The organism is Actinomadura sp. 7K534, assembly GCF_004348575.1.
Classification (GTDB): domain Bacteria; phylum Actinomycetota; class Actinomycetes; order Streptosporangiales; family Streptosporangiaceae; genus Spirillospora; species Spirillospora livida.
In genome coordinates this window covers 61982-87437 of sequence record NZ_SMKB01000003.1, presented here as the reverse complement: position 1 = coordinate 87437, position 25456 = coordinate 61982, and the positions used below count along the sequence as shown (strand labels likewise).

The 25456-nt window shown below is 73.3% G+C and carries 27 protein-coding genes; 21 read left to right on the top strand and 6 right to left on the bottom strand.

The window, feature by feature from the left end; translation table 11 throughout:
* The first annotated feature begins 36 nt into the window (after positions 1-36).
* The 13 genes from rbfA (at position 37) to E1266_RS01445 (ending at position 12599) form a co-directional block, all read left to right on the top strand.
* Positions 37-582 carry a 30S ribosome-binding factor RbfA gene (rbfA, locus tag E1266_RS01505; protein ID WP_132042862.1) on the top strand — a complete coding sequence of 182 codons (546 nt, stop codon included), beginning with the start codon at positions 37-39 and terminating at the stop codon, positions 580-582.
* On the top strand, positions 579-1904 hold the full coding sequence (locus E1266_RS01500; RefSeq protein ID WP_243718168.1) for a bifunctional oligoribonuclease/PAP phosphatase NrnA: 1326 nt from the start codon (positions 579-581) through the stop codon (positions 1902-1904). The genes rbfA and E1266_RS01500 overlap by 4 nt, the downstream gene beginning before the upstream one ends.
* Positions 1905-1920: 16 nt before the next feature.
* Positions 1921-2802 carry a tRNA pseudouridine(55) synthase TruB gene (truB, locus tag E1266_RS01495; protein WP_132042860.1) on the top strand — a complete coding sequence of 294 codons (882 nt, stop codon included), beginning with the start codon at positions 1921-1923 and terminating at the stop codon, positions 2800-2802.
* 106 nt (positions 2803-2908) lie between these two features.
* The gene (locus E1266_RS01490; RefSeq protein ID WP_229808143.1) at positions 2909-3580 is read left to right on the top strand and encodes a hemolysin III family protein; all 672 of its coding nucleotides are present in this window, start codon (positions 2909-2911) and stop codon (positions 3578-3580) included.
* A 98-nt stretch (positions 3581-3678) separates the two neighbouring features.
* A complete protein-coding gene (locus tag E1266_RS01485) occupies positions 3679-4617 on the top strand; it encodes a bifunctional riboflavin kinase/FAD synthetase (RefSeq protein ID WP_132042858.1) in 939 nt (312 codons plus the stop codon).
* 324 nt (positions 4618-4941) lie between these two features.
* Positions 4942-5211, top strand: coding sequence for a 30S ribosomal protein S15 (gene rpsO / locus E1266_RS01480; protein WP_067792110.1), 270 nt, complete (start codon positions 4942-4944; stop codon positions 5209-5211).
* A 315-nt stretch (positions 5212-5526) separates the two neighbouring features.
* Complete coding sequence (locus E1266_RS01475; protein ID WP_132042899.1) at positions 5527-7857, top strand: polyribonucleotide nucleotidyltransferase; 2331 nt, start codon at positions 5527-5529, stop codon at positions 7855-7857.
* Between the two features lie 76 nt (positions 7858-7933).
* Positions 7934-9247, top strand: a complete 1314-nt coding sequence (locus tag E1266_RS01470) for a pitrilysin family protein (protein WP_132042856.1) — start codon at positions 7934-7936, stop codon at positions 9245-9247.
* A gap of 63 nt (positions 9248-9310) precedes the next feature.
* A complete protein-coding gene (locus E1266_RS01465; RefSeq protein ID WP_132042854.1) occupies positions 9311-9685 on the top strand; it encodes a phage holin family protein in 375 nt (124 codons plus the stop codon).
* Between the two features lie 80 nt (positions 9686-9765).
* On the top strand, positions 9766-10389 hold the full coding sequence (locus tag E1266_RS01460; RefSeq protein WP_132042852.1) for an NAD(P)H-dependent oxidoreductase: 624 nt from the start codon (positions 9766-9768) through the stop codon (positions 10387-10389).
* Positions 10390-10426: 37 nt separating this feature from the next.
* Positions 10427-11164 carry a 4-hydroxy-tetrahydrodipicolinate reductase gene (gene dapB / locus E1266_RS01455; protein ID WP_132042850.1) on the top strand — a complete coding sequence of 246 codons (738 nt, stop codon included), beginning with the start codon at positions 10427-10429 and terminating at the stop codon, positions 11162-11164.
* Complete coding sequence (locus tag E1266_RS01450; protein WP_132042848.1) at positions 11164-11694, top strand: transglutaminase family protein; 531 nt, start codon at positions 11164-11166, stop codon at positions 11692-11694. Before dapB ends, E1266_RS01450 begins: the two co-directional genes overlap by 1 nt.
* Positions 11695-11753: 59 nt before the next feature.
* On the top strand, positions 11754-12599 hold the full coding sequence (locus E1266_RS01445; protein ID WP_132042846.1) for a hypothetical protein: 846 nt from the start codon (positions 11754-11756) through the stop codon (positions 12597-12599).
* A gap of 36 nt (positions 12600-12635) precedes the next feature.
* Here E1266_RS01445 and modA read toward each other — a convergent pair whose 3' ends face one another.
* Positions 12636-13424 (bottom strand): molybdate ABC transporter substrate-binding protein, encoded by a 789-nt coding sequence (gene modA / locus E1266_RS01440; protein WP_132042844.1) that lies wholly within the window; start codon positions 13422-13424, stop codon positions 12636-12638.
* Positions 13425-13536: 112 nt separating this feature from the next.
* On the opposite strand from modA, the gene E1266_RS01435 reads away from it, so the two are divergent.
* On the top strand, positions 13537-14211 hold the full coding sequence (locus E1266_RS01435; RefSeq protein WP_132042842.1) for a uracil-DNA glycosylase: 675 nt from the start codon (positions 13537-13539) through the stop codon (positions 14209-14211).
* A 29-nt stretch (positions 14212-14240) separates the two neighbouring features.
* On the opposite strand, the gene E1266_RS01430 is transcribed toward E1266_RS01435, so the two are convergent.
* Genes E1266_RS01430 through E1266_RS01415 form a run of 4 tightly spaced genes read right to left on the bottom strand, consistent with a single transcriptional unit; the run spans position 14241 to position 17999 of the window.
* Positions 14241-15107: a 1,4-dihydroxy-2-naphthoate polyprenyltransferase gene (locus E1266_RS01430; RefSeq protein WP_132042840.1), complete on the bottom strand. Its 867-nt coding sequence runs from the start codon at positions 15105-15107 to the stop codon at positions 14241-14243.
* Positions 15108-15141: 34 nt separating this feature from the next.
* Positions 15142-16791: an MFS transporter gene (locus E1266_RS01425; RefSeq protein WP_243718167.1), complete on the bottom strand. Its 1650-nt coding sequence runs from the start codon at positions 16789-16791 to the stop codon at positions 15142-15144.
* 34 nt (positions 16792-16825) lie between these two features.
* On the bottom strand, positions 16826-17392 hold the full coding sequence (locus E1266_RS01420) for a GNAT family N-acetyltransferase (RefSeq protein WP_132042838.1): 567 nt from the start codon (positions 17390-17392) through the stop codon (positions 16826-16828).
* Between the two features lie 55 nt (positions 17393-17447).
* The gene (locus E1266_RS01415) at positions 17448-17999 is read right to left on the bottom strand and encodes a CGNR zinc finger domain-containing protein (RefSeq protein ID WP_132042836.1); all 552 of its coding nucleotides are present in this window, start codon (positions 17997-17999) and stop codon (positions 17448-17450) included.
* Between the two features lie 100 nt (positions 18000-18099).
* Between E1266_RS01415 and E1266_RS01410 the strand changes: the two genes are divergently transcribed.
* Positions 18100-18387: a hypothetical protein gene (locus E1266_RS01410; RefSeq protein WP_132042834.1), complete on the top strand. Its 288-nt coding sequence runs from the start codon at positions 18100-18102 to the stop codon at positions 18385-18387.
* Complete coding sequence (locus E1266_RS01405) at positions 18384-18746, top strand: VOC family protein (protein WP_132042832.1); 363 nt, start codon at positions 18384-18386, stop codon at positions 18744-18746. Before E1266_RS01410 ends, E1266_RS01405 begins: the two co-directional genes overlap by 4 nt.
* 25 nt (positions 18747-18771) lie before the next feature.
* Here E1266_RS01405 and E1266_RS01400 read toward each other — a convergent pair whose 3' ends face one another.
* Positions 18772-20166 carry a PLP-dependent aminotransferase family protein gene (locus E1266_RS01400; RefSeq protein WP_132042830.1) on the bottom strand — a complete coding sequence of 465 codons (1395 nt, stop codon included), beginning with the start codon at positions 20164-20166 and terminating at the stop codon, positions 18772-18774.
* Between E1266_RS01400 and E1266_RS01395 the strand changes: the two genes are divergently transcribed.
* The 5 genes from E1266_RS01395 (at position 20165) to E1266_RS01375 (ending at position 25362) form a co-directional block, all read left to right on the top strand.
* Complete coding sequence (locus E1266_RS01395; RefSeq protein ID WP_132042828.1) at positions 20165-21115, top strand: DMT family transporter; 951 nt, start codon at positions 20165-20167, stop codon at positions 21113-21115. The genes E1266_RS01400 and E1266_RS01395 overlap by 2 nt on opposite strands.
* Before the next feature lie 17 nt (positions 21116-21132).
* Positions 21133-22182, top strand: a complete 1050-nt coding sequence (locus tag E1266_RS01390) for a hypothetical protein (RefSeq protein WP_243718166.1) — start codon at positions 21133-21135, stop codon at positions 22180-22182.
* 136 nt (positions 22183-22318) lie between these two features.
* Positions 22319-22540 carry a hypothetical protein gene (locus E1266_RS01385; RefSeq protein ID WP_131950191.1) on the top strand — a complete coding sequence of 74 codons (222 nt, stop codon included), beginning with the start codon at positions 22319-22321 and terminating at the stop codon, positions 22538-22540.
* 201 nt (positions 22541-22741) lie between these two features.
* Positions 22742-23680, top strand: coding sequence for a 4-hydroxy-tetrahydrodipicolinate synthase (gene dapA, locus E1266_RS01380; protein WP_132042826.1), 939 nt, complete (start codon positions 22742-22744; stop codon positions 23678-23680).
* The gene (locus E1266_RS01375) at positions 23677-25362 is read left to right on the top strand and encodes a ribonuclease J (protein WP_132042824.1); all 1686 of its coding nucleotides are present in this window, start codon (positions 23677-23679) and stop codon (positions 25360-25362) included. Before dapA ends, E1266_RS01375 begins: the two co-directional genes overlap by 4 nt.
* The last annotated feature ends 94 nt before the right edge of the window (positions 25363-25456 follow it).

The window sequence follows — 25456 nt, the reverse complement described above, 5'->3', positions numbered from 1 at the left end:
TCGGCCCTCACGTAACCATAGAAAGGGAGTGCGATCATGGTGGACGCAGCTCGGGCGCGCAAGCTCGCCGACCGCATCCAGCAGATCGTGGCCGAGATGCTGGAGAGGCGGATCAAGGATCCGCGGCTCGGCTTCGTGACCGTGACGGACACCCGCATCACCAACGACCTGCGCGACGCGACCGTGTACTACACGGTGTACGGGTCCGACGGCGAGCGCGCGGAGACGGCCGCCGCGCTGGAGAGCGCCAAGGGCGTCATCAGGTCCGAGGTGGGCAGGAAGACCGGTGTCCGGCACACGCCCAGCATCACCTTCGTCATGGACTCCCTGATGGAGAACGCCGCCCACATCGACGACCTGCTGGCCAAGGCCCGCGCCAAGGACGCCGAGGTCGCGAAGGCGGCGCAGGGCGCTTCCCCGGCCGGTGAGGCGAATCCCTACCGGGTGCCCGGTTCCGACGACGAGGACGTCGACGACGACCTCGACGACGAGGACGAGGACGACGAGGACGACGAGGACTTCGACGGCCACGACATCGCGGAGGACGGTGAGGACGGCCGTCCCGGACGCCCGTCGTCGTGAGCGGGACGGAGAGGCGCGCGGAGGCGCCGGGCGCCGGCCGCCCCGCGGAGTGGCTGCTGCACGACGCTGACGGCCATTCCGCGAGCGGCCACGACATCGTTCCGCGCGGCGTGGGCGGCGGGCTCGCCGGCGGACGTGGTGGCGGACTCGGCGGCGGCGGGCCCGTACCGGCCCTGCCGCCGGAGCCCGCCGTGCCGTCCGCGCCCCCAGTGCCGTCCGAACCCCCGGCGCCGTCCGAACCCAGGGGACCGCACGGCCGGGGCGCGCCCGTGGACTCCGCCGCGGCCGACCCGGGCTCCGACCCGGCGGGCGGACCCGCGATGCAGGCCGCCGACCTGGAATGGGACCGGGCGGTCGAGCTGATCCGCGGTGCCGGAGAGGTCTGCCTCGCCTGCCACGTGGCGCCGGACGGCGACGCGCTCGGCTCCATGCTCGCGCTGGCGCAGGCCCTCCGCGCGCTGGGCAAGCGCTGCCTGGCGTCCTTCGGCGAACCGTTCGCGGTCCCGGCGATCCTGCGGTTCCTGCCCGGTCAGGAACTGCTGGTCGAGCCGGCCCGGATGCCCGCCGCCCCGGGCCTGATGATCTCGCTGGACGCGGCCGGGCAGGCGCGGCTCGGCTCGCTCGCCGAGCCCGCGGCGCGCGCCGGCGCCCTCATCGTCGTCGACCACCACGCGTCCAACACCGACTTCGGCGGGGTACGGCTGGTCGATCCGGACGCCGCCGCAACGGCGGTCCTGGTCGAGGAGTTGATCCGCCGGCTCGGCGTCCCGCTCGACCGCGACATCGCTCAGGGCCTGTACGCGGGGCTCGCCAGCGACACCGGCTCGTTCAAGTACCCGTGCACGACCCCCGAGGTCCACGACCTGGCGGGACGGCTGCTGACCGCGGGCGTCCGGCCCGAGGCGGTCAGCCGGGAGCTGTGGGACCGGGCGCCGTTCGGCTACCTCCAGGTCCTCGCGGGCGCGCTGGCGCGGGCCCGGCTGGAGCGCGACGCCGCGGGCGGCCGCGGCCTGGTCTGGACGACGATCGCGCGCTCCGACCGGGATGCCCGCGACGTCCCCTACGACCAGCTCGAAGGGGTCATCGACCAGCTCCGGCGCACCGACGAGGCCGAGGTCGCCGTCGTGTGCAAGGAGGACGACCGCGGCGACTGGTACGTCTCCACCCGCTCCAAGGGCTCGGTCGACGTCGGCCGCGCCTGCGTGGAGCTCGGCGGGGGCGGGCACCGCACCGCCGCCGCGTTCACCATGGGCGGCGAGCCCGCCTGCATCATCGACCGGCTGCGCGCCGCGCTGCGCGTGCCCGGAGACCGTGCCGACTGACCTTCTCGGAGCGCGTGTGGACAACTCGGACAACTCGGGGCTCGTCATCGTGGACAAGCCCGCCGGCTGGACCTCGCACGACGTGGTCGGCCGGATGCGGCGGCTGGCGAAGACCCGGCGCGTCGGGCACGCGGGGACGCTGGACCCGATGGCGACCGGCGTCCTCGTCCTCGGCATCGGCAAGGCGACCCGCCTGCTGGGGCATCTGGCGCTGACCGAGAAGGGCTACGACGCCACGATCCGGCTGGGGGAGTCGACCAACACCGACGACGCCGAGGGCGAGATCACCGCGACCGCGTCCGCCGCGCGGGTCGCCGACGAGGCCCTGCACGCGGGGATCGCGGAGCTGACCGGCCCCATCCGGCAGGTTCCGCCCCAGGTCAGCGCGATCAAGGTGAACGGGGAGCGGGCCTACAAGATGGCCCGCAAGGGCGAGGAGGTCGCCCTCACCGACCGGCCGGTGACCGTGCACGACTTCACGGTCACCGCGATCCGCCGCGACGGCGACGTGATCGATGTCGACGCGTCCATCGCCTGCTCGTCCGGCACCTACATCCGCGCGCTGGCGCGGGACCTCGGCGCGTCCCTCGGCTGCGGAGGCCATCTCACGGCGCTGCGCCGCACCCGCGTCGGGCCCTACGATCTCGGCATGGCGCGGACGCTCGACCGGCTCGGCGAGAAGCTGGAGATCCTGCCGATGGCGGGCGCCGTCGCCGCGGTGTTCCCGCGCCGGGACGTCTCCGCCGACGACGCCCGCAAGGTCGCGCACGGCGGCCGCCTCCCGGCGGCGGGGCTCGGCCCGGGGCCGGTGGGCGTCTTCGCGCCCGACGGCTCGCTGCTGGCGCTGGTCGAGGAGAAGGGCGGCGTCGCCAGGCCGCTGGCGGTCTTCGCGTCCTGACCGCCGCGCCGCCCACGTGGTGCGCGTCACGGGACCAAAGCGGTGACGGCTGAACCTACGGCCAAGTAACCTACGTAACCGTAGGTTGGTTGGGTAGGAGGTGTCCGTGACCACTCTGAACGATCATCACCCCCCGGTGGCGTCCCCGACCCGCCCGCGGCTGCGCGGCTGGCTGCACATCGGCGCGTTCCCCGCGGTGCTCGTCGCCGGGCTGGTGCTCGTCGCGCTCGGCCCGAGCGTCCAGGCCCGGCTCGCGTCGGCGGTGTACGTGGCGACATCGGCGATGCTGTTCGGGATCTCGGGCACGTACCACCGGCAGACCTCGCACCGGATCATCGAGATCCTGCGCCGCTTCGACCACGCCAACATCTACCTGATCATCGCCGGGACCTACACGCCGTTCGCGGTCCTCGCGCTGGAGGGCGGCGTGCGCGTCGCCGTCCTGGCCATCGTCTGGACGGGCGCCGTCGCGGGCGTCCTCTTCCGGACGCTCTGGGTCGAGGCCCCCCGCGCCCTCTACGTGACGCTGTACATCGTCCTGGGCTGGGTGGCGGTGCTCTTCCTGCCGCAGTTCCTGTCGGGTGCGGGCGTCGTCGCCTGCCTCATGGTCGCGACCGGCGGCATCTGCTACAGCGTCGGGGGAGTCGTGTACGGGCTGCGCCGCCCCAACCCCTCGCCGGACTGGTTCGGGTTCCACGAGGTCTTCCACGCCTGCACGCTCGCGGCCTACATCCTGCAGTACATCGCGGTGTCTCTGGTCGTATACCAGTCGGGCTGACACGGGGACCCCTGAATGCGACGGTGCCCGCCCTCGCATGGCACCCTTAAGGACGACAGCAAAGACCGGGCACGGACGTCCTACGCAGGGAGAGAATGGTGCGGCGCTGGAATGGCCTCGACGAGGTTCCCGCAGAGTGGGGCCGTTCAGTGATCACGATCGGCGTGTTCGACGGGGTCCACCGCGGACACCAGCGGATCGTGGGCACCGCCGTGGAGGAGGCGCGCCGCCGCGGCCTGCGCTCGGTGGTCATCACCTTCGACCCGCACCCCGACGAGGTCGTCCGCCCCGGCACCCATCCGCCGCTGCTCGCCGGCACCAGGCGCCGCATCGAGCTGCTGGAGGGCCTCGGCGCCGACGCCGTCGTCGTCGTGCCGTTCACGCTCGAACTGTCGAAGATGGCCCCGGACGACTTCGTCCAGTCGGTCCTGGTGGACCGCCTCCACGCGGCCCACGTGATCGTCGGCGAGGACTTCCGCTTCGGCCACAAGGCCAAGGGCGACGTCGCGCTCCTGCGCGAACTCGGCGACAAGTACGACTTCACGGCCGAGGGCATGCCGCTGGTGGCCAACGACGACACGATCTCCTCCACCTACATCCGCGGGCGGCTCGAAGCGGGCGAGGTCGAGGCGGCGGCGCGGGCGCTCGGCCGCCCGCACCGCGTCGAGGGCGTCGTCGTGCGCGGCCACCAGCGGGGCCGCGCGCTGGGCTTCCCCACGGCCAACCTCGAGACCCCGCCGCAGAGCGCGATCCCCGCGGACGGCGTCTACGCCGGCTGGCTGGTCTGCGACTCCGACCGCTACCCGGACTTCCGCTGGCCCGCCGCGATCTCCATCGGCACCAACCCGACGTTCGAGGGCGTGGAGCGCACCGTCGAGGCATACGCCCTGGACCGCGACGACCTGGACCTCTACGGCGAGCACATGGCCGTGGACTTCACCGCCCGCACCCGCGACACCCTGAAGTTCGACTCGGTCGAGGCCCTGGTAGACCAAATGCACCGAGATGTAGCCAAGATCCGCGAAATAACGGCCTAAGCGCACCACGAGGCCCGGTCGCCCGAAGCAGACCTCAACCGGCACGCGGGCGCGCGACCTGACCGGTGGGGCGAAGCCGAAGGCGAGCCCACCGGGAAGATCGCGAAGCGATTCGCGCCCGCACAAGACCGGGCCGGTCGCGAGCCGCCAGGCGAGCGGCCGGAGCCGGGCTTGCGGCCAACATGGTACGGTGAATAGTCGCCGGGAAGGGCCCCGGCGCGGCTGGCTGCACCCTCATGCGGCCACCCTCTTAACACGCACCATGCGGACCCGCACGCCCACCGGGCCCGGATCTGCGGGTGACGATTTCATCGAAGGAGCCACGTGTCGCTCGACACCGCCACGAAGAACCAGATCATCGCCGAGTACGCGACCACTGAGGGTGACACCGGATCGCCGGAGGTCCAGGTCGCGCTGCTGACGCGCCGCATCAACGATCTGACCGAGCACCTCAAGGAGCACAAGCACGACCACCACAGCCGCCGCGGCCTCCTGCTGCTGGTCGGCCGTCGTCGCCGCCTCCTGAAGTACCTCGCGAACAAGGACATCAACCGCTACCGGCAGCTGATCGAGCGCCTCGGCCTGCGCCGCTAGACGGGTGAGGGAGCGGCCCGCCGGGCCGCTCCCTCCGTTCATGCCGGGGCCCGGCCGTACGGGCCGGCCCCCGGCACACCGGCCGCCCGGGGCCGTGAAGCCGCGGGCGGGCCGCAAAACTGCAGACAAGCCTCGCGGACACCGCTGGTGCGGGCCGGTCCTCGGTAGTGGCTTCCGGATCCGTTCCGCCGCATCGGCGCGATCCTGGATCCGGGTGCTTCGATCGAAGACCGGCAGCGTACGAGACCAACGGGAAACGGCCGCGAGGACCGACATGGAACCCTGAGGAGGTTTCCCGTGACAGAAGCCGTGCGCATCGACGGTGCGCAGACCACCGAAGCCGTGATCGACAACGGCAGCTTCGGCACCCGCACCATCCGCTTCGAGACGGGCCGGCTGGCCCGCCAGGCCGCCGGTTCCGCCGTCGCCTACCTCGACGACGAGACGATGGTGCTGTCGGCGACGACGGCGTCCAAGAAGCCCAAGGAGAACCTGGACTTCTTCCCCCTGACCGTCGACGTCGAGGAGCGGATGTACGCGGCCGGCCGCATTCCCGGCTCGTTCTTCCGCCGCGAGGGCCGCCCGTCCGAGGACGCGATCCTCACCTGCCGGCTGATCGACCGGCCGCTGCGCCCGTCGTTCGCCAAGGGGCTGCGCAACGAGATCCAGGTCGTCGAGACGATCATGGCGCTGCACCCGGACCACCTGTACGACGTCGTCGCGATCAACGCCGCGTCGCTGTCCACGCAGCTGGCCGGGCTGCCGTTCTCCGGCCCGATCGGCGGCGTCCGCGTCGCGCTGATCGAGGGCCAGTGGGTCGGCTTCCCGACCCACCCCGAGCTGGAGCGCGCCACCTTCGACATGGTGGTGGCCGGCCGGGTCCTCGAGGACGGCGACGTCGCGATCATGATGGTCGAGGCGGAGTCCACCCGCGAGACCCTCAAGCTCGTCGGCGACGGCGCGACCGCGCCGACCGAGGAGACCATCGCGGAGGGCCTGGAGGCGGCCAAGCCGTTCATCAAGGTCCTGTGCAAGGCGCAGAGCGACCTCGCGGCCGTCGCCGCCAAGGAGACCGCCGAGTACCCGATCTTCCTGGACTACCAGGACGACGTGTTCGACGCCGTGACCGCGGAGGTCAGCGGCGACCTCGCGCAGGCGCTGACGATCGCCGGCAAGCAGGAGCGCGAGGCCCGGCTGGACGAGATCAAGGCCGCCGCCGCGGAGAAGCTCGCCGAGACGTTCGAGGGGCGCGAGAAGGAGATCTCCGCCGCCTACCGCGCGGTCACCAAGAAGCTGGTCCGCGAGCGGGTCGTCCGCGACGGGCTGCGCATCGACGGCCGCGGGCCGAAGGACATCCGCCAGCTGACCGCCGAGGCGCACGTCGTCCCGCGCGTGCACGGCTCGGCGATCTTCGAGCGGGGCGAGACCCAGATCCTGGGCGTGACCACGCTGAACATGCTCCGCATGGAGCAGATGATCGACACGCTGAACCCGGAGCGCACCAAGCGCTACATGCACAACTACAACTTCCCGCCGTACTCCACCGGGGAGACGGGCCGGGTCGGCTCGCCCAAGCGCCGCGAGATCGGGCACGGCGCGCTCGCCGAGCGCGCGCTGCTCCCGGTGCTGCCGACCCGCGAGGAGTTCCCGTACGCGATCCGGCAGGTGTCGGAGGCCCTCGGGTCCAACGGCTCCACCTCGATGGGGTCGGTGTGCGCGTCCACCATGTCGCTGCTGGACGCGGGCGTCCCGCTCAAGCAGATGGTGGCGGGCATCGCGATGGGCCTGATCCACGAGGGCGGCGAGTACGTCACCCTCACCGACATCCTCGGCGCCGAGGACGCGTTCGGCGACATGGACTTCAAGGTCGCCGGCACCCGCGACCTGATCACCGCGCTGCAGCTCGACACCAAGCTCGACGGCATCCCCGCCTCGGTGCTGGCCGCCGCGCTGCGGCAGGCCAAGGGCGCCCGGCTGGCGATCCTGGACGTCATGCAGGAGGCCATCGAGGCGCCCGCCGAGATGAGCCCGAACGCGCCGCGGATCATCACCATCAAGGTCCCGGTCGACAAGATCGGCGAGGTCATCGGCCCCAAGGGCAAGATGATCAACTCGATCCAGGACGACACCGGCGCCGACATCACGATCGAGGACGACGGCACGATCTACGTCGGGGCCACCGACGGCCCGTCCGCCGAGGCCGCGCGGCAGGCGATCAACTCGATCGCCAACCCGCACATGCCGGAGGTCGGCGAGCGGTTCCTCGGCACCGTCGTCAAGACCACCACGTTCGGCGCGTTCGTGTCGCTGCTGCCCGGCAAGGACGGCCTGCTGCACGTCTCGCAGATCCGCAAGCTGCACGGCGGCGCCCGGATCGAGAACGTCGAGGACGTGATGGGCGTCGGCGAGAAGATCCAGGTCGAGGTCACCGAGATCGACCAGCGCGGCAAGCTGTCGCTGGTGCCGGTCGAGGTCATCGAGAAGGAGGCCGAGAACGGCGCGGGCGACGGCGGCGCCGCGCCCGCCGCGCCCTCGGCGTCGTCCGACGACGACGAGTCCGGGGAGCGCCGGGGCGACGGGGAGCGCCGCCCGCGGCGCCGCCGCACCCGCCGCGGCGGTGACGACACCGGCCAGCGCAACTCCTGACCGTGCCACCGACCGGCCGGGCACCCGCGAGGGTGCCCGGCCGGATCGTTCTCCATCGACGGAATGCGAGCGACACGTGACCCTGCCCGCGCGGGCGCAGGAGCCCGGCACCACCATCACGATCAGCGGCGAGGGCGCCGGCACGGTACGCCGCACCGTCCTGCCCGGGGGGCTGCGCGTCATCACCGAGACGATGCCGACGGTACGGTCCGCCGCGTTCGGCATCTGGTCGGCGGTCGGCTCCCGCGACGAGGCGCCCGCCGACGCCGGCGCGAGCCACTACCTGGAGCACGTGCTGTTCAAGGGGACGCGGCGGCGGTCCGCGCTGGACATCTCCGCGGCGATCGACACGGTCGGCGGCGACCTCAACGCGTTCACCGCCAAGGAGTACACCTGCTACTACGCGCGGGTCCTGGACTCCGACCTCCCGCTCGCCGTGGACGTCGTCTCCGACATGGTGGCGGAGTCGGTCAACCGCCCCGAGGACGTCGAGGCCGAGCGCGGCGTGATCCTCGAAGAGATCCACATGCGCGACGACGACCCCGGCGACCTCATCCATGACGAGTTCGCGACCGCGCTGTACGGCGACACCCCGCTGGGCCGGCCCATCCTCGGCAGCGAGGAGTCGATCAACGCGCTGTCCCGGGACCGGATCCACGGCTACTACCGGGAGCACTACGTCCCGGCCAACCTGGTGGTGTCGGCGGCGGGCAACATCGACCACGACGAGGTCGTCCGGCTGGTGTCCCGCGCGTTCGAGGGGCACCTGACCGGCGACGCCGCGCCCACCGCGCCCCGGGTGGACGGAGCGCCCGCCCCCGTCGACCCGCGCACCGTGGTGATCGACAAGGACACCGAGCAGGCGCACATCATCCTCGGCGGGGCCGGCGTGTCCCGCACCGACGACCGCCGGTTCGCGCTCGGGGTGCTGAACGCGGCGCTGGGCGGCGGCATGTCGTCCCGCCTGTTCCAGGAGATCCGCGAGAAGCGCGGGCTCGCCTACTCCGTCTACAGCTACACGGCGCAGTACGCCGACTCCGGCATCTTCGGCGTCTACGCGGGCTGCCAGCCCGGCAAGGCCGAGGAGGTCCTGTCGATCTGCCGCGACGAGGTGGCCAAGGCCGCCGCGGACTCCCTCACCGAGGAGGAGCTGGAGCGCGGCAAGGGGCAGCTGCGCGGCGCGATGGTCCTCGGTCTTGAGGACACCGGTTCGCGCATGAGCCGCATCGGCAAGAGCGAGCTGGTGTACGAGTCGCTGCTGCCCGTGGACGAGGTGCTCGCCCGCATCGAGGCCGTCACCCTGGACGACGTCCGCGCCGTGGCCGGCGAGGTCCTCGCCGCCCCGCAGGCCCTCACCGTGATCGGCCCGGTCGGGGACCGCCTCGGCTGACCGGGGGCGGCGGGGCCGGGGCGGGCATGTACGGGACGTCCGCAGGCCGGTAGGTTCCGGGGGATGAAGATCCTCATCAGGCTTGTCATCTCCGCGGTCGCGCTGTGGGCGGCCGAGATGCTCGTGGACGGCGTCGAGCTGACCGCCGGCGACACGGCGGAGCGGGTGCTGACGCTGCTCGCGGTCGCCGCGATCTTCGGCATCGTCAACGCCGTGCTCAAGCCGATCATCAAGGTGCTGGGCTGCGCGTTCTACGTCCTGACGCTCGGCCTGTTCGCCCTGCTGGTGAACGCGGGGCTGCTGATGCTGACCAGCTGGCTGGCCGGCGAGCTCGATCTCCCCTTCCACGTCGAGTGGTTCTGGCCCGCGTTCTGGGGCGCGATCATCGTCGGCGTCGTGGGCTGGCTGCTCAACCTGTTCGTCTCGGACGACGACTGATTGCAAAGCGGACTGAGGTCCGTTAATCTCCGGGGAAGTAATCGGACTCTGGTCCGCATGTCTTCTTCGAGGGGATCCTCATGTCACGCCTGCTGCACATCTCCGCCTCGCCGCGGGGCGGGGAATCCGAGTCGCTGGCCATCGCCGGGACGTTCCTGGACGCCTACCGCGAGACCCACGGCGACGCCGTCGACCACTTCGACCTGTGGGACGGGACCCTGCCCGCGTTCGGCCCGGCGGGCGCCGGCGCCAAGATGACCGTCTTCGCCGGCGAGGACCCCGCGGGGGAGCAGGCCGCCGCCTGGCGGGCCGCCCGCGGGGTCTTCGAACGCTTCGACTCCTACGACCGCTACCTGTTCAGCGTCCCGATGTGGAACTCCAGCGTCCCGTACGTCCTGAAGCAGTTCATCGACGTCGTGTCACAGCCCGGCTGGGTCTTCTCCTTCGACCCCGAGGCCGGGTACACGGGCCTTCTGAGCGGCAAGAAGGCGGCCGTCGTCTACACCAGCGCGGTGTACGGCGCCGGCCGCCCGCCCGCGTTCGGCACCGACCACCAGGCGCCGTTCCTGGAGGGCTGGCTGCGCTGGGCGGGGGTCACCGACCTCAGCACCGTCGCGTTCCGGCCGAACCTCGCGACCGCCGACGCCGAGACCGGGCGCCGCACCGCGCACGCCGAAGCGCGCGAACTGGGAAAGCGCTTCTGACGATAGGCTCGGGCGGGACGCGAACCGGGAGGAAGACGTGATCAAGGTCGGGGTGCTGGGGGCTCGGGGCCGCATGGGCGCCGAGGTCTGCCGCGCGGTGCAGGGGGCCGGCGACATGGAGCTCGTCGCCGCCGTCGACGAGGGCGACGCGCTCGACGCGCTGACCGCCGCCGAGGTCGTCGTCGACTTCACCCACCCCGGCGTCGTCATGGACAACCTCAGGTGGTGCGTCGAGCACGGCCTGCACGCCGTCGTCGGCACCAGCGGCTTCGACCCGTCCCGCCTCGACACCGTGCGGTCCTGGCTGACCGACGATTCGGCGGGCAACGTCCTGATCGCCCCCAACTTCGGCATCGGCGCCGTCCTGATGATGCACTTCGCGCAGAAGGCGGCGCCGTTCTTCGACTCCGTCGAGATCGTCGAGACGCACCACCCGAACAAGGTCGACGCCCCGTCCGGCACCGCCTACCGCACCGCCGAGCTGGTCGCCGCCGCCCGCGCCGAGGCGGGCACCCCCCCGCCCCCGGACGCCACCACCACGGAGGTCGCGGGCGCGCGGGGCGCCGACGTGGACGGCGTCCGCGTGCACGCCGTCCGGCTCTCCGGCGCCATCGCCCACCAGGAGGTCGTCCTCGGCGGCCACGGCGAGATCTTCACCATCCGGCACGACGCGATGGACCGCGAGTCGTTCATGCCGGGCGTCCTCCTCGCCGTCCGCAAGGTCCCGGAGCTCGACCGCCTCACCCTCGGCATCGAGACCCTCCTCGGCCTCTGATGGACTTCGCCGGCGAACCCTGGGACTACCTCGCCGCCTCCGAGGCGATCGACATCGAGCACCCGCTCGTCCAGTCGATCGCCTCGGAGCTGCGCACCGGTGACGACATCGCCTACGCGCACGCCGCCTTCGACCACGTCCGGGACCGGGTCGCCCACTCGATGGACGCCGGCGACCCCCGCGTCCCCTGGCGCGCCTCCGACGTCCTCGACCAGCGCACCGGCCTCTGCTACGCCAAGTCGCACGCCTACGTCGCCCTCCTGCGCGCGGGCGGCATCCAGGCGGGCCTGTGCTACCAGCGCTGCTCGGGCGTCCTGCACGGCCTCACCGCCGTCCTGGTCGACGACCGCTGGGTCCACCTCGACCCGCGGGGCAACAAGCCCGGCGTAGACGTCCAGTTCTCCGCGTCGGAGAACCGCCTCGCCTACCCCGGCGACCCGGTCGACCCCACCGTCCATGCCGAGCCGCCCCCGCACATCCTGGAAGCCTTGAAGGAGATGCGCACCCCCTCGGCGATCCCCGCCGTGTGAGGACGGCGCTGAGCGGGACGGCCTTGTGCGCCGGTCGCGGTGGGCTTAGCGTTCGGCGGATGGATGCCAAGCTCGCGCGGGACATGTGGAAGGTCGTCGAACCGCTGCACGCGGTGACGTACTTCTCGGAGGAGTGCCGGACGGCGAACAAGGAGGCCGGCCTCAAGGGCTACTGGATGGGCTACTTCGGCAGCCGGGGCGCGCCGCTCGGGGCCGTGTCCGCCGGGACGATCGAGGCGACGTTCTTCGGCTTCCATCCGGCGCGGGTGCGGCGGGCCGTCCCGGACGCGTGGGGGTTCGCGCCGCCGGAGCGCATCCTGGCGGTGCGGGGCGAGGCGGCGGCGCGGGCGATGCGCAGGGCCTTCCCCGGGATCGAGGACGTCGCGGCCGCCGCGGCGCCGCGGCTGCACGAGGTCGTGCTGGCGGCGGACGGCGGCGGGCGCGCGCTCTTCGCCGCCAACCGGGGCCTTCCCGTCCCGGACGACCCCGTGGAGGCGCTCTGGCAGGCGGCGACGGCGCTGCGGGAGCACCGCGGCGACGGGCACGTCGCCCTCCTCGTCGCGGAAGGGCTCAGCGGCCTGGAGGCGAACGTCCTGGCGTCCGCCGTCGGGACGGTCTCGGGGGAGTGGCTGCGGGAGAGCCGCGGCTGGTCACCGGAGGAGTGGGACGCGGCGGCCGGCGCGCTGGCCGAGCGCGGCCTGCTGGCGGACGGGGAGGCCACCGAGGAGGGGAAGGCGCTGAGAGCGCGCATCGAGCGGCTCACCGACGAGCTCGCCGCACCTCCGTACGACGTCCTGGACGCACCCGAGGCGCTCCACGAGGCGCTCGTCCCCGCGGCGATGGCGCTGGCGAACGAGATGCCCTTCCCCAACCCGATCGGCCTGCCCCGCCTCAGGCGGTCCTAGACCACCGGCCGTCCACCCGGTTCCGGCGACCCGGGGTCACCGCGAGGCGGGCGGGAGGGCGAAGCCGTGTTTGTGGAACACGGCCTGTGCGGGCGCGGTGGTCAGCCAGGCGACGAAGGCGTCCGCCTCTTCCTGGTGGTCGGTCTCCCGGACGGTCGCGGCGGCGAAGGCCGCGGTGACGTTCAGGTTCGCAGGGATCGGGACGCTGCTCACGGCGATGCCCGCAGAGCGCAGGTCGGTGAGGAAGACGAGCCCCGCGTCCGCCTCGCCGGCCCGCACCCGGTCGAGCACGGCCCGCGCGCTGATCGCCTTCGAGCTGGACCGGACGGTCAGGCCCGCCTTCGTGAAGACCTGGCCCGTGTAGCGGCCCACCGGGACGGTCTCGGCGCCGACGACCACCCGCAGCCTCGGCCTGGCGAGGTCGGGCAGGCCGCGGATGCGGTAGGGGTTGCCGGGGCCGACGGCGATCGTGAGCGAGTCGTGGGCGACGACCCGGCGGCGTCCGACCAGGTAGTCGTCGGCTTCCTTCATGCTCGCCATGTCCGCGGTCACGAGGACGTCGCCCCGGTCCTGGCCGGCCAGCCGGTCGGCCATCTCGGGCACGGCGCCGAACTCGAACTTCAGCCGCACCCCGGGATGCGCGTGCCGGTACGCCGTCCCCATCTCGCCGAACACCTCCTTCATCGACGAGGTCGCCAGGACGGTGAGCGTCGCCGGCCCGGAGGAGCCGCCGCAGCCCGCGCCGAGCACGGGAAGGAGGAGCGCGAGGGACGCGAGAGGCGCGGTGGACGCGCGGAGACGCCGCCGACGGGGGGAATCGGGCATATGGCGTCATCCTAAGGTCGGCGCCCCCGGGGTCGCGGGATTCGGCCTGGCGTGTCAGTGGCCCGCACTAGTGTTTCCGGCAACTGGAGATCACTTCCGCGGAGGCCCGACGATGTCCCTCGACCTGCTGGAGATGCTGCCCGATGACTGGCGGCGGCGGCTCGACCCGCTGCTCGACCCGCTCGCCACCGCCGCACTGGGCGCGTTCGTCGCGGGGGAGTACGAGGCGCACACCGTCTACCCGCCGCGCGAGGACCTGTTCAGCGCGTTCCGGCACTGCTCGTTCGACGACGCCCGCGTCCTGATCCTCGGGCAGGACCCGTACCACGGCCCCGGGCAGGCGCACGGGCTCAGCTTCAGCGTGCGCGACGGGGTGCGGCTGCCTCCGTCGCTGCGCAACATCTACAAGGAGCTGGCCACCGACCTCGACGTGCCGGTGGCGAAGTCCGGTGACCTGACCCGGTGGGCCGACCAGGGCGTGCTGCTGCTGAACGCGGTGCTGACCGTCCGCGGCGGCGAGGCGGGCTCGCACGCCGGCAAGGGCTGGGAGGACTTCACCGACGCCGCGATCCGCGCGCTGAACGACAAGTCCGACCGCGTGGTGTTCGTGCTCTGGGGCGCCTACGCGCGCAAGAAGGCGCGCCTGATCACCGGGGCGCACCACACGGTGATCGAGTCGGCGCACCCGAGTCCGCTCAGCGCCAAGAAGTTCTTCGGGACGCGCCCGTTCAGCGCCGCCAACAAGGCCCTCGTCGACGCCGGCCTCCCCGAGATCGACTGGGGGTAGGCCGCCGGCGGCGCGGTCCGTGCCCGGCGTCAGAGCGCCAGGCCGACGGCCAGCAGGACGCCGTAGGCGATCTGGAGCCGCCCGGTCTCGCCCAGCACCGGGACCAGGTCGGCGCCGGTCGCGCCGCCCAGCACCTTCTGCGTGGGCGGCAGCGTGAGCGGCGCCGCGAGCAGAGTGATCAGCACCCACGGGCGCGGCGCCGCCAGGGCCAGCACGAACATGAACGGCAGCGCGGTGCACGCCGCGTACAGGATCCGGGTCCAGGGGTCGCCGAGGAGGACGGCGAGGGTCCGCTTGCCCGACTCGCGGTCGGTGGGGATGTCGCGCAGGTTGTTGGCGACGAGCAGCCCGCACGCCAGCAGCCCGATCGGCACGGCCGCCGCCCACGCCACCCAGGGCAGCGCCTCGACCTGCACGTACACCGTCCCGACGACGGCGACGAGGCCGAAGAACACGAACACCGACACCTCGCCGAGCGCCCGGTAGCCGTACGGGGTGCTGCCGCCGGTGTAGAACCAGGCCGCGAGGATCGCCAGCGCGCCGACCAGCAGCAGCCACCAGGTCGTCACGGCGGCGAGCACGAGGCCGGCGACGGCGGCGGCGAGGAAGCTGCCGAGCGCGGCGGCGAGGACCTGCTTCGGCGGCGCCGCCTTCGACCCGACGAGGCGGAGCGGGCCGACGCGGTCCTCGTCGGTGCCGCGGACGCCGTCGCTGTAGTCGTTGGAGTAGTTCACCCCGATCTGCAGCACGAGCGCGACGAACGCGGCGAGCAGGGCGCGCCACCAGACGGCCCCGCCCTCTCCGGCGGCGACGCCGGTGCCGACGACGACGGGGACGAGGGACGCGGGCAGGGTGCGGGGCCGGGATCCGGCGACCCATTGGGAGAGCGTGGCCACAGTTACCGCTTGTTCTCGTGGGACGACAGGGGGGCTAGCGCTTCGATTCTCGCCGATGGTCACCGCCGGGGCGCAGCCGCAGCGACATGGCGAGTCCGAGCGCGAGGATCGCCGCCGTGGTGAGCGAGGCGTGCCGGGTGGCGGCGGCGAGGCTCTCGTCCGCGGCGCGGGCCTCGGCGGCCATCCCCGGGGCGGCGTGCAGGTCGCGCCCGGAGGTCCCGGCGCTCTCCCGCAGGTCGTGCGCGATGGCGGCCTGCCGTTCCGGCGGGAGGGCGGAGCCGGACAGCCGGTCGGTCATCGTGTGCCCGAGGCTGGTCGCGAACACCGTCCCGATGGCGGCGATGCCGAGGGCCGCGCCGACCTGCCGGGCCGTGGACTGCGTGCCGGACGCCTGCCCCGACTGCTCCGGCGGGACGTCCGCGAGCGACACGTTCGTCAGCTGGGCCGAGGTCAGGCCGAGCCCGAGCCCGTACAGCAGCATCCACGGCGCGAGCCCGAGCCCGCCGGTGGTGGCCGAGACGGTGAGGGCGAGCGCGAGGACGGCGGCGACCTCCAGCACCATGCCGCCCTGCACGACCCGGTGCGGGCCGTGCCGGTTGGCCAGCCTGCCCGCGAACCCGCCGGCCAGGAAGGCGCCCGCCGCGAGCGGCAGGATCGCCACGCTGATCTGCAGCGGGCTCGTGCCGTGCACGCCCAGCAGGAACAGCGGCAGGACGAACAGCAGCCCGAGCTCCCCGACGTTGATGAGGGCCGACGCGATGTTCCCGCGGCGGAAGTTGGGGATCCGGAACAGCTCCAGGTCGAGCATCACCGCGCGTCCCGCGGCCGCCCGGGACCGCTCCACGACGATGAGCGCCACGATCAGCACCGCCGCGAGGGCGAGGACGACCGGGACCGGCGACAGCCCGCCCGCCGGCCATTCGAGCCCCGCCAGCGTGAACGGCCGCGTCCCGGTCCACCAGCCGTACGTCTGGCCCTCGATGATCCCGCACACCAGCGCGCCGAGCCCGAGCGCCGACAGCACGCCGCCGGGCCAGTCGATGTCGCGCCGCGCGCTCCCCGCGCGCGCAGCCCGCGTCTCCGGCATCAGCGCGAGCGCCGCCGCGATCAGCGCGACGCCGAGCGGGAGGTTGACCCCGAACGCCCAGCGCCAGCCGCCGGCGGTGGCGAGCGCCCCGCCGGCCAGCGGCCCGAGCGCGGCCATCCCGCTGATCACCGATCCCCAGATCCCGAACGCGACGGCGCGCTCCCGGCCGGTGAACACCGAGTTCACCGTCGACAGCGTCGCGGGCAGGATCATCGATGCGCCCACGCCTTGCAGCGCCCTCGCGCCGATCAGCGCCGAGCCGTCGCCCGCGCGCGCGGCGGCGACGCTCGCCACGGTGAACACCGCCATGCCGGTCACGAACATCCGGCGGCGCCCGAACAGGTCGCCGGCCCGGCCGAACGGGATCAGCAGCGCCGCGAACACCAGCGCGTACACCGACGTGACCCACTCGGCGTCCGTGGTCGTGAGCCCCAGGTCGGTGATGATCCTGGGCAGCAGCACGCCCACGATCGTGGCGTCCACGACGATGAGGGAGACGCCGAGGCTGATGACGACCATGCCCATCCAGCGGCGGCGGCCCGCGGCGGGGATCGCCACAGGGGCGCGCGGCGGCGTCAGGGACGTGGATTCGGGCACGGCTTCAAAGATATGGCCGCGGCGCCGATGTCCTTCACCGACCCCTGCCGAACTCGTCCTGCCCGGCGCCGATGTCGGTGTGCAGCCGGATCTGCCGCACGGGCTCCCCCATGTCGAGGGTGCGGGACGCGCCGTCCGGCGCCCATCCGGCGGAGGCGAGGAACGTCCGCGTGATCTCGTCGGCCTCGAACGTCCAGGTGGTCAGGACGCCGAAGCCGTCCTCGCGGAGCAGGTCGGCGGTGGCGGCGAGCAGCCGGCTGCCGTGCCCGGCGCGGGCGTGCATCGGGTCGACCAGCAGCGTGATCAGCTCGGCCGTGTCGCCGGGGTCGAGGTCGGGGTCCTCGGCGGGGCCGTGGGCGGCGAACCCGACGACGAGGTCGGACGCCACCGCGATCAGGAGCCGGTGCCGGGGGCTCGGCGGATCGGTCGCCGCCTCCGCCCAGCGGTCGCGCCACGCCTCGGCCGCCTCGGGCCCGGTGACCCGGTCGAGGACGCCTTCGGGGAGCAGGGCGCGGTAGCCCTGCCGCCAGGCGCGCACCTGGATGTCGGCGACGGCGGCGGCGTCCGCCCGCCGCGCGGGCCGCACTCCGGCATCGGCCATTGCGTCCCCGTCCTCTCCTCCGGAAGTCACCGCCCACCCTAGCGAGCGGCGCGCGTCATCCGGCCGGCGGACGGCGGCGCGCCCGGTAGGCGCGGGTCTTGGTGCGGTTGCCGCAGGTGCTCATGGAGCACCAGGCCCGGGAGCGGTTCTTGGAGGTGTCCAGGAACGCCCAGCGGCAGGTGGACTCCTGGCAGACCTTGAGCCGCGGCCAGGTCCCGGCGGCGGCGGCGTCGGAGATCGCGGCGGCGATGCGGGCCAGGCCGGCGGCGGCGGTCGCGGGCGGGTCGAGCGGGACGAGGCCGGGCCGCGGGCCGGCGAGCGTGAGCCGCAGGGGCAGCGCGGCGAGGGCGTCCTCCAGATCCTCCGGGAGGTCGGCCTCGCGGCGGGTGTGATGGGCGGCCATGGCCTCGCGCAGCCCCTCCCGCAGCGCGATGGCTGTCGCCAGGTCGGCCTGGGTGGCCGCGGTGCCGTCGGGGACGAGCCGGTGCCCGGCCAGCCACCCGGCGAGCCGCTCGGGCGCCGGGAGGTCCTCCCTGCCGGGCTCGACGTCGTAGGTGTTGACGAAGTCCCTCAGCAGCAGCGCGGGGTCGTCGTGGGCGCCGGTCATCACCCCTCCTGCCTGTACACGGGCAGTCTACCAACCTGCAACACCAGTGTTCAGTCTTGACCGGTTGCACTTTCCCGACACCGTCGTTACCGTTTAGGTGGTGTCAACGAACGGAGAGACCATGAACGAGCTGCCGTACATGGCGGCGCTGGCGCAGCGGCACGAGTGGGCGGGGCGCGAGTACGCCCGGCTCACGGCCGACATCGTCGAAGCCCGCCTCACCGCCCACGCCCGCGCGGCCGAACGCGCCGCCCGCAGGCGCGCGCTGCTCCGCGACCGGCTCGACCGGCTCGGCGGGCTGCGCGCGGTGCGCCGGCCGCGCCGCTCCCGCCGGCCCGAGCTCTACTGCGCGCGCGCCGCCGCGCGTCCGGCGGGCGGTGCGCGATGAGCGGCGCCGTTCCGAAGGTGACCAACCTCGTCATCGACTGCTCCGACCTGGCGGCCATGGCGGAGTTCTGGGGCGAGCTGCTCGGCATGGAGACGACGGAGGCGAGCGACGACTGGCTCGACCTGGAGCCGCTCGGTGAGAACGGGCCGCTCCTGTCGTTCCAGCGCGTCCCCGAGCGCAAGACGAAGAAGAACCGCCTGCATCTGGACCTGGAAGTGCCCGACGTCCAGGCCGCGGGGGAGCGTGCCGCGGCCCTCGGCGCCACGCCGGCCACGGCCCCGCTGGGCGACCCGGCGGCGTCCTTCCGCGTCTGGCGCGACCCGGAGGGCAACGAGTTCTGCTTCTGCACGGAGTCCTGAGACGCGGAACCGGGTGTGCGGCGCCTTACGGACGCAGGACGCCCGCGAGGCGGCGGACGCCTTCCACCAGCTCCGCCTCCGAGGCCGCCGTCCCGTAGCTGATCCGCAGATGCGGGGCGGACGCCTCGGCGGGGAAGAAGGGGCGTCCCGCGCTGACCAGCACCCCGGCCCGCAGGGCCGCCTCCGCCAGCGCGGCGTCGTCCGTGCCGTCCGGCAGCCGCACCCACAGGTGCAGGCCGCCGGACGGGCGGTTCACGCGGAGGTCCGGCAGTTCGCGGGCCAGCGCGGCCAGGGTCGCGTCGCGGCGGGCGCGGAGCGCGGTGCGGACGGACCGGAGGTGCCGCGGCCAGCCCGGCGAGCTGACGAGCTCCAGCAGCGTCTCCTGCAGCGGCCTGGCGGGGAAGAACTCCCCGACGAGCTGCGCGGCGCGGATCCGCTCGGCGACCGGGCCCCGGGCGATGACCGCCGCGACCCGCAGCCCGGGCGCGGTGGCCTTGGTCAGCGACGCGATGTGCACGACGCGGCCCTCGGCGTCCCCGGCGGCCAGCGGGGGCGGCGGGGACGCGGTGATGCCGAGGTGCCGCGCGAAGTCGTCCTCGATCACGAACGCGCCCGCCGCGCGGGCCACGTCGAGGACCTTCGCGCGCCGGTCGGCGGCCAGCACGGCGCCGGTCGGGTTGTGGAAGGCGGGCTGGCAGTAGAACGCCCGCGCCCCGCTCATCGCGAACGCCTCGGCGAGCAGGCCGGGGCGCACGCCGTCCGCGTCCACCGGGACCGGGACGGGGTGCAGCCCGCTCGCCCGCGCGATCGAGAGGACGCCGAGGTAGGTCGGCGACTCGACGAGCAGCGGCGCCCCGGGCGGCAGCAGCGCGCGCAGGACGGTCGCCAGCGACTGCTGCCCCCCGCCGGTGACGAGCACCTCGCCGGGGGAGACGCCGCCGCCGACCGTCCGGGCGAACCAGGCGCGCAGCCCCGGGATCCCGCTGGTGTGCGGCACCTCCCAGGCGTCCGGGCGCCGGGCCGCCCGCGCCGCCGCCGCGGCCAGCGCGCGGGCGGGCTGGAGGGCGGGGGCCAGGTAGCCGCCGCTCAGCGCGACCGCGCCCTCCGGAGCGGGGGTGAGGAGCCAGGAGACCCCGCCCGAGTCCACCGAGCGGTCGCCGAGCGCCACCGCCTGCCAGCCGAGATCGGCCGGTTCGGCGGCGGCCGCGGGGCGGTCGGCGGCGAACGCGCCGCTGCCGGGACGGGTCACGATCAGGCCCTCCGCGGCGAGCAGGCCCAGCGCGCGCGACACCGTCACCGGGCTGACCCGGTGCCGCTCGACGAGCGCCCTGCTCGACGGCAGCCGCTCGCCCGGGCCCAGCCGGCGGAGCTCGGCCCGCAGTGCGTCGGCGACCACCGCCACACTGCTATCGTTTTTCATGAGAGCAAAGGATAGCGCTACTGTCCCCCCGCCGATACCGGTGGCGGACACCGCCCCCGGGCCCGGCCTCTGGCTCGCCTCCCTCGGCGTCCTGGTCTTCTCCTTCACCCTCCCCGGCACGGTCTTCGCGCTGGAGGGCCTCGACCCGTACCTCGTCGGCATCGGCCGCGCGGCCGCCGCGAGCGTTCTCGCGGGCATCGCGCTGCTCGCGGCCGGGGCCGGGCCGCCGCGGCGCGGCCAGTGGGCGGCGCTCGCGGTCGCGGGCGGCGGCGTGATCTTCGGGTTCCCCGTGCTGAGCACGCTCGCGCTCGACCACGGCGCCTCGGCCGCCCACGCGGCCGTCGTGACCGGGCTGCTGCCCGCCGCCACCGCCGTGTGCGGCGTCCTGCGGGCGGGCGAGCGGCCGTCCGGCGCGTTCTGGCTCGCGTGCGCGGCGGGCGCGGCCTGCGTCACCTGCTTCGGCCTGCTGCGCGGCGCCGGCCGCCTCACCGCCGCCGACCTGCTGCTGTTCGCCGCCCTGGCCTCCGCCGCGATCGGGTACACCGAGGGCGGGCGGCTGGCCCGGGACATGCCCGGCTGGCGCGTCATCTCCTGGGCGCTCGTGCTCTGCGCGCCCGTCACCGTCCCCGCGACCGCGTGGCTGCTGGCGACGACCGGCCCCGACTGGACGGGGCGCGCCGCGCTCGGCTTCGGGTACGTCGCGCTGTTCTCCGCCTACCTCGGCTTCTTCGCCTGGTACGAGGGGCTGGCCCGGGCCGGGATCGCCCGCGCGAGCCAGGTGCAGCTGGCCCAGCCGGTGCTGACGCTGCTGTGGTCGGGGATCCTCCTCTTCGAGCGGATCGACGCGGCCACCGCGCTCGCCGCCGTCGCCGTCCTGGTCTGCGTGGCCCTCACCCAGCGGACGCGGGTGCGCCGTGAACCACCGGAGGCTCCCCGACCGCCCGGATGATCCGGGATCATGGCGCGATGAGGCAAAAGGGGCGTGCTGTACTGGGCCGGATTCTCCGGTGGACGTGCTGGGCCGCGGCCTACGTGCTCGGGCTCGCCGCCCTCGTCCTGGCCGGTGCCTGGGTGTGGTGGCAGCAGGAGCCCGAGGCGCGGGGCACCGAGGCGAACGCGCTGTGGGCGAGGCACCAGTGGGTCGGGGAGCCGCACACGGACGCGGAGTACCGCGCGTTCGCGGATCTCCTGGAACAAAACCGGATCACCGACGTCTACTTCCACACGGGCCCGTTCGAGGCGGACGGAACGGTGCCCCCCGCCAAGTACCGCTACGCCCGAGACCTCATCAAGGCGATGCGCGAGTACGCGCCGGGCGTCCGCGCCCAGGCGTACCTGGGGCAGATCCGGGTGGTGGACGGCGAGGGGGTCATCGACCTGGACGACCCGGCCGTGCGCGAGCGGGTGCTCAAGACCGACGAGGAGTTCCTCGACCTCGGATTCGACGGCATCCACTACGACTTCGAACCCATCTATCCCGACGACGAGGCGTTCCTGACGCTCATGGACCGCACCCGCGAACTCACCCGCTCGCGGGGGAGGCTGCTGTCGGTGGCGCTGGAGCAGCCGACCCTCGTGGACGCGGCCCAGCCCGTCTACCGGGCCCTCATCCCGCGCACGGGCCCGGTCCGCTACCCGGCCCGCCCGACCGCCGACTTCCTGCGCCGGGTCGCGGACCGCGCCGACCAGGTCGCGATCATGACCTACGACGTGGCCCTGCCGACGCAGGCCCTGACCGGATGGCACTTCGCCCGGCACACCCGGGCGACGCTGGAGCTCATCGGCGACCGCACGACCGTCATCATGGGCGTCCCGACCTACCGCCCGTTGGCCGAGTGGGCCGAGACGCTGCCGGTCGCGCTGCGCGGCGTCCGGCGGGGGATCGATGACCTGGAGCGGCCACCGGAACGCCCGTACGGCGTCGGCGTGTACGCGGGCTGGACGACCCGGCCCGCCGAATGGGCACGTTATCGCGACATCTGGCTGCCCGCCCCGGTGTCGGGAGCGGGCGCCTGACGAACCGGGCACGCAGAGGTGACGAACTGGTCAGACGCGTAGGTACAAAGGGTTGGGTAGCGGTGCACCCGCGGGGGTAGAGCACCGTGCGAAGTCGGGGTTGGGCCAACGCAGGCAAGGGAAGGGGACGAGGCCGATGGGCACTCAGCAGACCGCGTGGCATGTCGCCGACCGGCTCGGCGAGCTGTCGGCCGAGTTCACCGGCTGGCGGATCGGACGGGGCGGGTCCGGCCACTGGTGGGCCGTCCGCGGCAACGACTTCGTGCGCACTCCCGACGTCGAGGAACTGCGCGTCCGGCTGCACGAGATGACCGCGGGGTCACGTTATCCAAACGAGTCCGGGAAGTGGCCGGACTGACCCCGTAACGCGGCATTTGCGTGCCACGATGTGGATGTGGGAGCCGCCGCCACGCGTACCCCCGAGCGTGTGGCGGCGGCTTCTTCCATGCTCCCTCCGGGCACCGGGTCCCGGCCAGATCCGCGCCCGATCCGCGCCCGTTCGGGGCCGTCTTGGACCTGCGGGTCCAAGCTGAGGGGCCGGAGCGGTACCGTTCGGTGCATGGCACCCAGCACATCACCTGACGCTCCGTTCGGACGGATGCTGACCGCCATGGTCACTCCGTTCCTGCCGGACGGCGGCGTCGACTACGACGGCGCCGCGCGCCTCGCGACCCACCTGGTCGACGAGCGGCGCCACGATGGCCTGGTCGTCAACGGGACGACCGGCGAGTCGCCGACGACGAGCGACGACGAGAAGAGCAAGCTGCTGCGCGCGGTCATCGAGGCGGTCGGCGACCGCGCCGTGATCGTCGCCGGTGCCGGGACGAACCACACGGAGCACACGCTGAAACTCGCGCGGCAGGCCGAGGCCGCCGGGGCGCACGGCCTGCTCGTGGTGACGCCGTACTACAACAAGCCGCCGCAGGAGGGCCTCGTCCGCCACTTCACGGCGGTGGCCGACGCGACGGGCCTGCCCGCCATGCTGTACGACATCCCCGGGCGCGCGGGGGTGCCGATCGAGAACGACACGCTGGTGCAGCTCGCCGAGCACCCGCGGATCGTCGCCGTCAAGGACGCCAAGGGCGACCTCTTCGGCGCGTCCAGGGTGATGATGGAGACCGACCTCGTCTGGTACTCCGGCGACGACAACCTCAACCTGCCCTGGCTCTCGGTCGGCGCGGCGGGGTTCGTCAGCGTCGTCGGCCATGTCGTGGGTACCGAGCTCCATGAGATGATCGACGCATACCGCGCCGGCGACCACGGGCGCGCGCTCGAGCTACACCGGCGGCTGCTTCCCGTGGTCACCGCCATCATGACCCGTACGCAGGGCGCCATCGCCGTCAAGGCAGCGCTGAACCTGCTCGGCCTTCCCGGAGGCGGCCCGCTCCGCGCGCCGCTGGTGGAGGCCTCGCCGGAGTTCGCGGCGCGACTGCGTGAAGACCTCACGATTGGGGGAGTCAAAGTGCCGGAGGCAACCATCCCGGAGGTCGCCCGGTGAGTCATCCTCACCCGGACCTGTCGGACCCGCCCGCGCCGCCCGACGGCGGCCTGCGCATCGTCGCGCTCGGCGGGCTCGGGGAGATCGGCCGCAACATGACCGTGTTCGAGTACGCCGGACGGCTGCTCGTCGTGGACTGCGGCGTGCTCTTCCCCGAGACCGAGCAGCCCGGTGTCGACCTGATCCTGCCCGACTTCGAATACATCAGGGACCGCCTGGACGACATCGAGGCGGTCATCCTCACGCACGGCCACGAGGACCACATCGGCGCCGTGCCCTACCTGCTGCGCGAGCGCCGCGACATCCCGCTCATCGGCTCGAAGCTGACGCTGGCGCTGCTGGAGGCCAAGCTCACCGAGCACCGCATCAAACCGGTCACCGACGTGGTCAAGGAGGGCGAGCGGCGCGACCTCGGGCCGTTCGGCTGCGACTTCCTCGCGGTCAACCACTCGATCCCGGACGCGCTGGCCGTCGCGGTCCGCACCCCGGCCGGGCTCGTGCTGCACACCGGCGACTTCAAGATGGACCAGCTGCCGCTGGACGGCCGGCTCACCGACCTGCCCGGCTTCGCCCGGCTCGGCGCCGAGGGCATCGACCTGCTGATGTCGGACTCGACCAACTCCGAGGTCCCCGGCTTCGTCACCAGCGAGCGCAACATCGGCCCGGTCGTCGACGAGGTGTTCCGCACCGCGCAGGAGCGGCTCATCGTCGCCTGCTTCGCCTCGCACATCCACCGCGTCCAGCAGGTCCTCGACGCCGCCGTCGCCAACGGCCGCAAGGTCTGCTTCGTCGGGCGGTCGATGGTCCGCAACATGGGCGTCGCCCGCGAGCTCGGCTACCTCAGCGTGCCCGACGGCATCATGGTCGACCAGAAGGAGCTGGACGACATCCCCGGCGACCGGCTGGTGCTGGTCTGCACCGGCTCGCAGGGCGAGCCGATGTCGGCGCTGTCGCGGATGGCGAACCGCGACCACTCGATCCGCATCACCGACCGCGACACCGTGATGCTGGCGTCGTCGCTGATCCCGGGGAACGAGACCGCGGTCAACCGCGTCATCAACGGGCTGACCCGGTGGGGCGCCCGCGTCGTCCACAAGGGCAACGCGCTCGTCCACGTGTCCGGGCACGCGTCGGCCGGCGAGCTGCTGTACGTCCTCAACGTGACGAAGCCGGCCAACTTCATGCCGATCCACGGCGAGTGGCGGCACCTGCGCGCGCACGCCAAGCTGGCCGCGCTCACCGGCGTCCCGGACGAGGGGATCGTCATCGCGGAGGACGGCGTGGTCGTCGACCTCGTGGACGGGCGGGCCCGCATCGTCGGCGCCGTCCCCGCCGGGTACGTGTACGTGGACGGCCTGTCGGTCGGCGAGGTCACCGAGACGTCGCTGAAGGACCGGCGCATCCTCGGCGAGGAGGGCTTCGTCTCCATCGTCGTGGGCATCGACTCCACGTCCGGCAAGGTCGTCGCCGGGCCGGAGATCCACGCCCGCGGCGCGGGCATCCTCAACGAGGACTTCGACGAGGTCATCGGCCGGATCGATGACGTGCTGCGGGACGCCGCCGGCAACGGCGTGAACGACCAGCACCAGCTCCACCAGCTGATCCGCCGCACGGTCGGCAAGTGGGTGAGCGACAACTACCGCCGCCGCCCGATGATCATCCCGGTCGTCGTCGAGGTCTGACCCGGCCGGGGGTCGGGCGGCCCGGACCCGCTGCTCCGGATCGGGTGCTCCGGTCCCAACACGCCCGCCCGCCATCCCGGGAACCTCCGGGGTC

Coding starts and splice junctions, on each gene's coding strand:
- rbfA (WP_132042862.1), top strand. CDS start 37: ATGGTGGACGCAGCTCGGGCGCGCAAGCTCGCCGACCGCATCCAGCAG.
- E1266_RS01465 (WP_132042854.1), top strand. CDS start 9,311: ATGAAGATCCTCATCAGGCTTGTCATCTCCGCGGTCGCGCTGTGGGCG.
- E1266_RS01460 (WP_132042852.1), top strand. CDS start 9,766: ATGTCACGCCTGCTGCACATCTCCGCCTCGCCGCGGGGCGGGGAATCC.
- E1266_RS01450 (WP_132042848.1), top strand. CDS start 11,164: ATGGACTTCGCCGGCGAACCCTGGGACTACCTCGCCGCCTCCGAGGCG.
- E1266_RS01445 (WP_132042846.1), top strand. CDS start 11,754: ATGGATGCCAAGCTCGCGCGGGACATGTGGAAGGTCGTCGAACCGCTG.
- modA (WP_132042844.1), bottom strand. CDS start 13,424: ATGCCCGATTCCCCCCGTCGGCGGCGTCTCCGCGCGTCCACCGCGCCT.
- E1266_RS01435 (WP_132042842.1), top strand. CDS start 13,537: ATGTCCCTCGACCTGCTGGAGATGCTGCCCGATGACTGGCGGCGGCGG.
- E1266_RS01420 (WP_132042838.1), bottom strand. CDS start 17,392: ATGGCCGATGCCGGAGTGCGGCCCGCGCGGCGGGCGGACGCCGCCGCC.
- E1266_RS01415 (WP_132042836.1), bottom strand. CDS start 17,999: ATGACCGGCGCCCACGACGACCCCGCGCTGCTGCTGAGGGACTTCGTC.
- E1266_RS01405 (WP_132042832.1), top strand. CDS start 18,384: ATGAGCGGCGCCGTTCCGAAGGTGACCAACCTCGTCATCGACTGCTCC.
- E1266_RS01395 (WP_132042828.1), top strand. CDS start 20,165: ATGAGAGCAAAGGATAGCGCTACTGTCCCCCCGCCGATACCGGTGGCG.
- E1266_RS01400 (WP_132042830.1), bottom strand. CDS start 20,166: ATGAAAAACGATAGCAGTGTGGCGGTGGTCGCCGACGCACTGCGGGCC.
- E1266_RS01390 (WP_243718166.1), top strand. CDS start 21,133: ATGAGGCAAAAGGGGCGTGCTGTACTGGGCCGGATTCTCCGGTGGACG.
- E1266_RS01385 (WP_131950191.1), top strand. CDS start 22,319: ATGGGCACTCAGCAGACCGCGTGGCATGTCGCCGACCGGCTCGGCGAG.
- dapA (WP_132042826.1), top strand. CDS start 22,742: ATGGCACCCAGCACATCACCTGACGCTCCGTTCGGACGGATGCTGACC.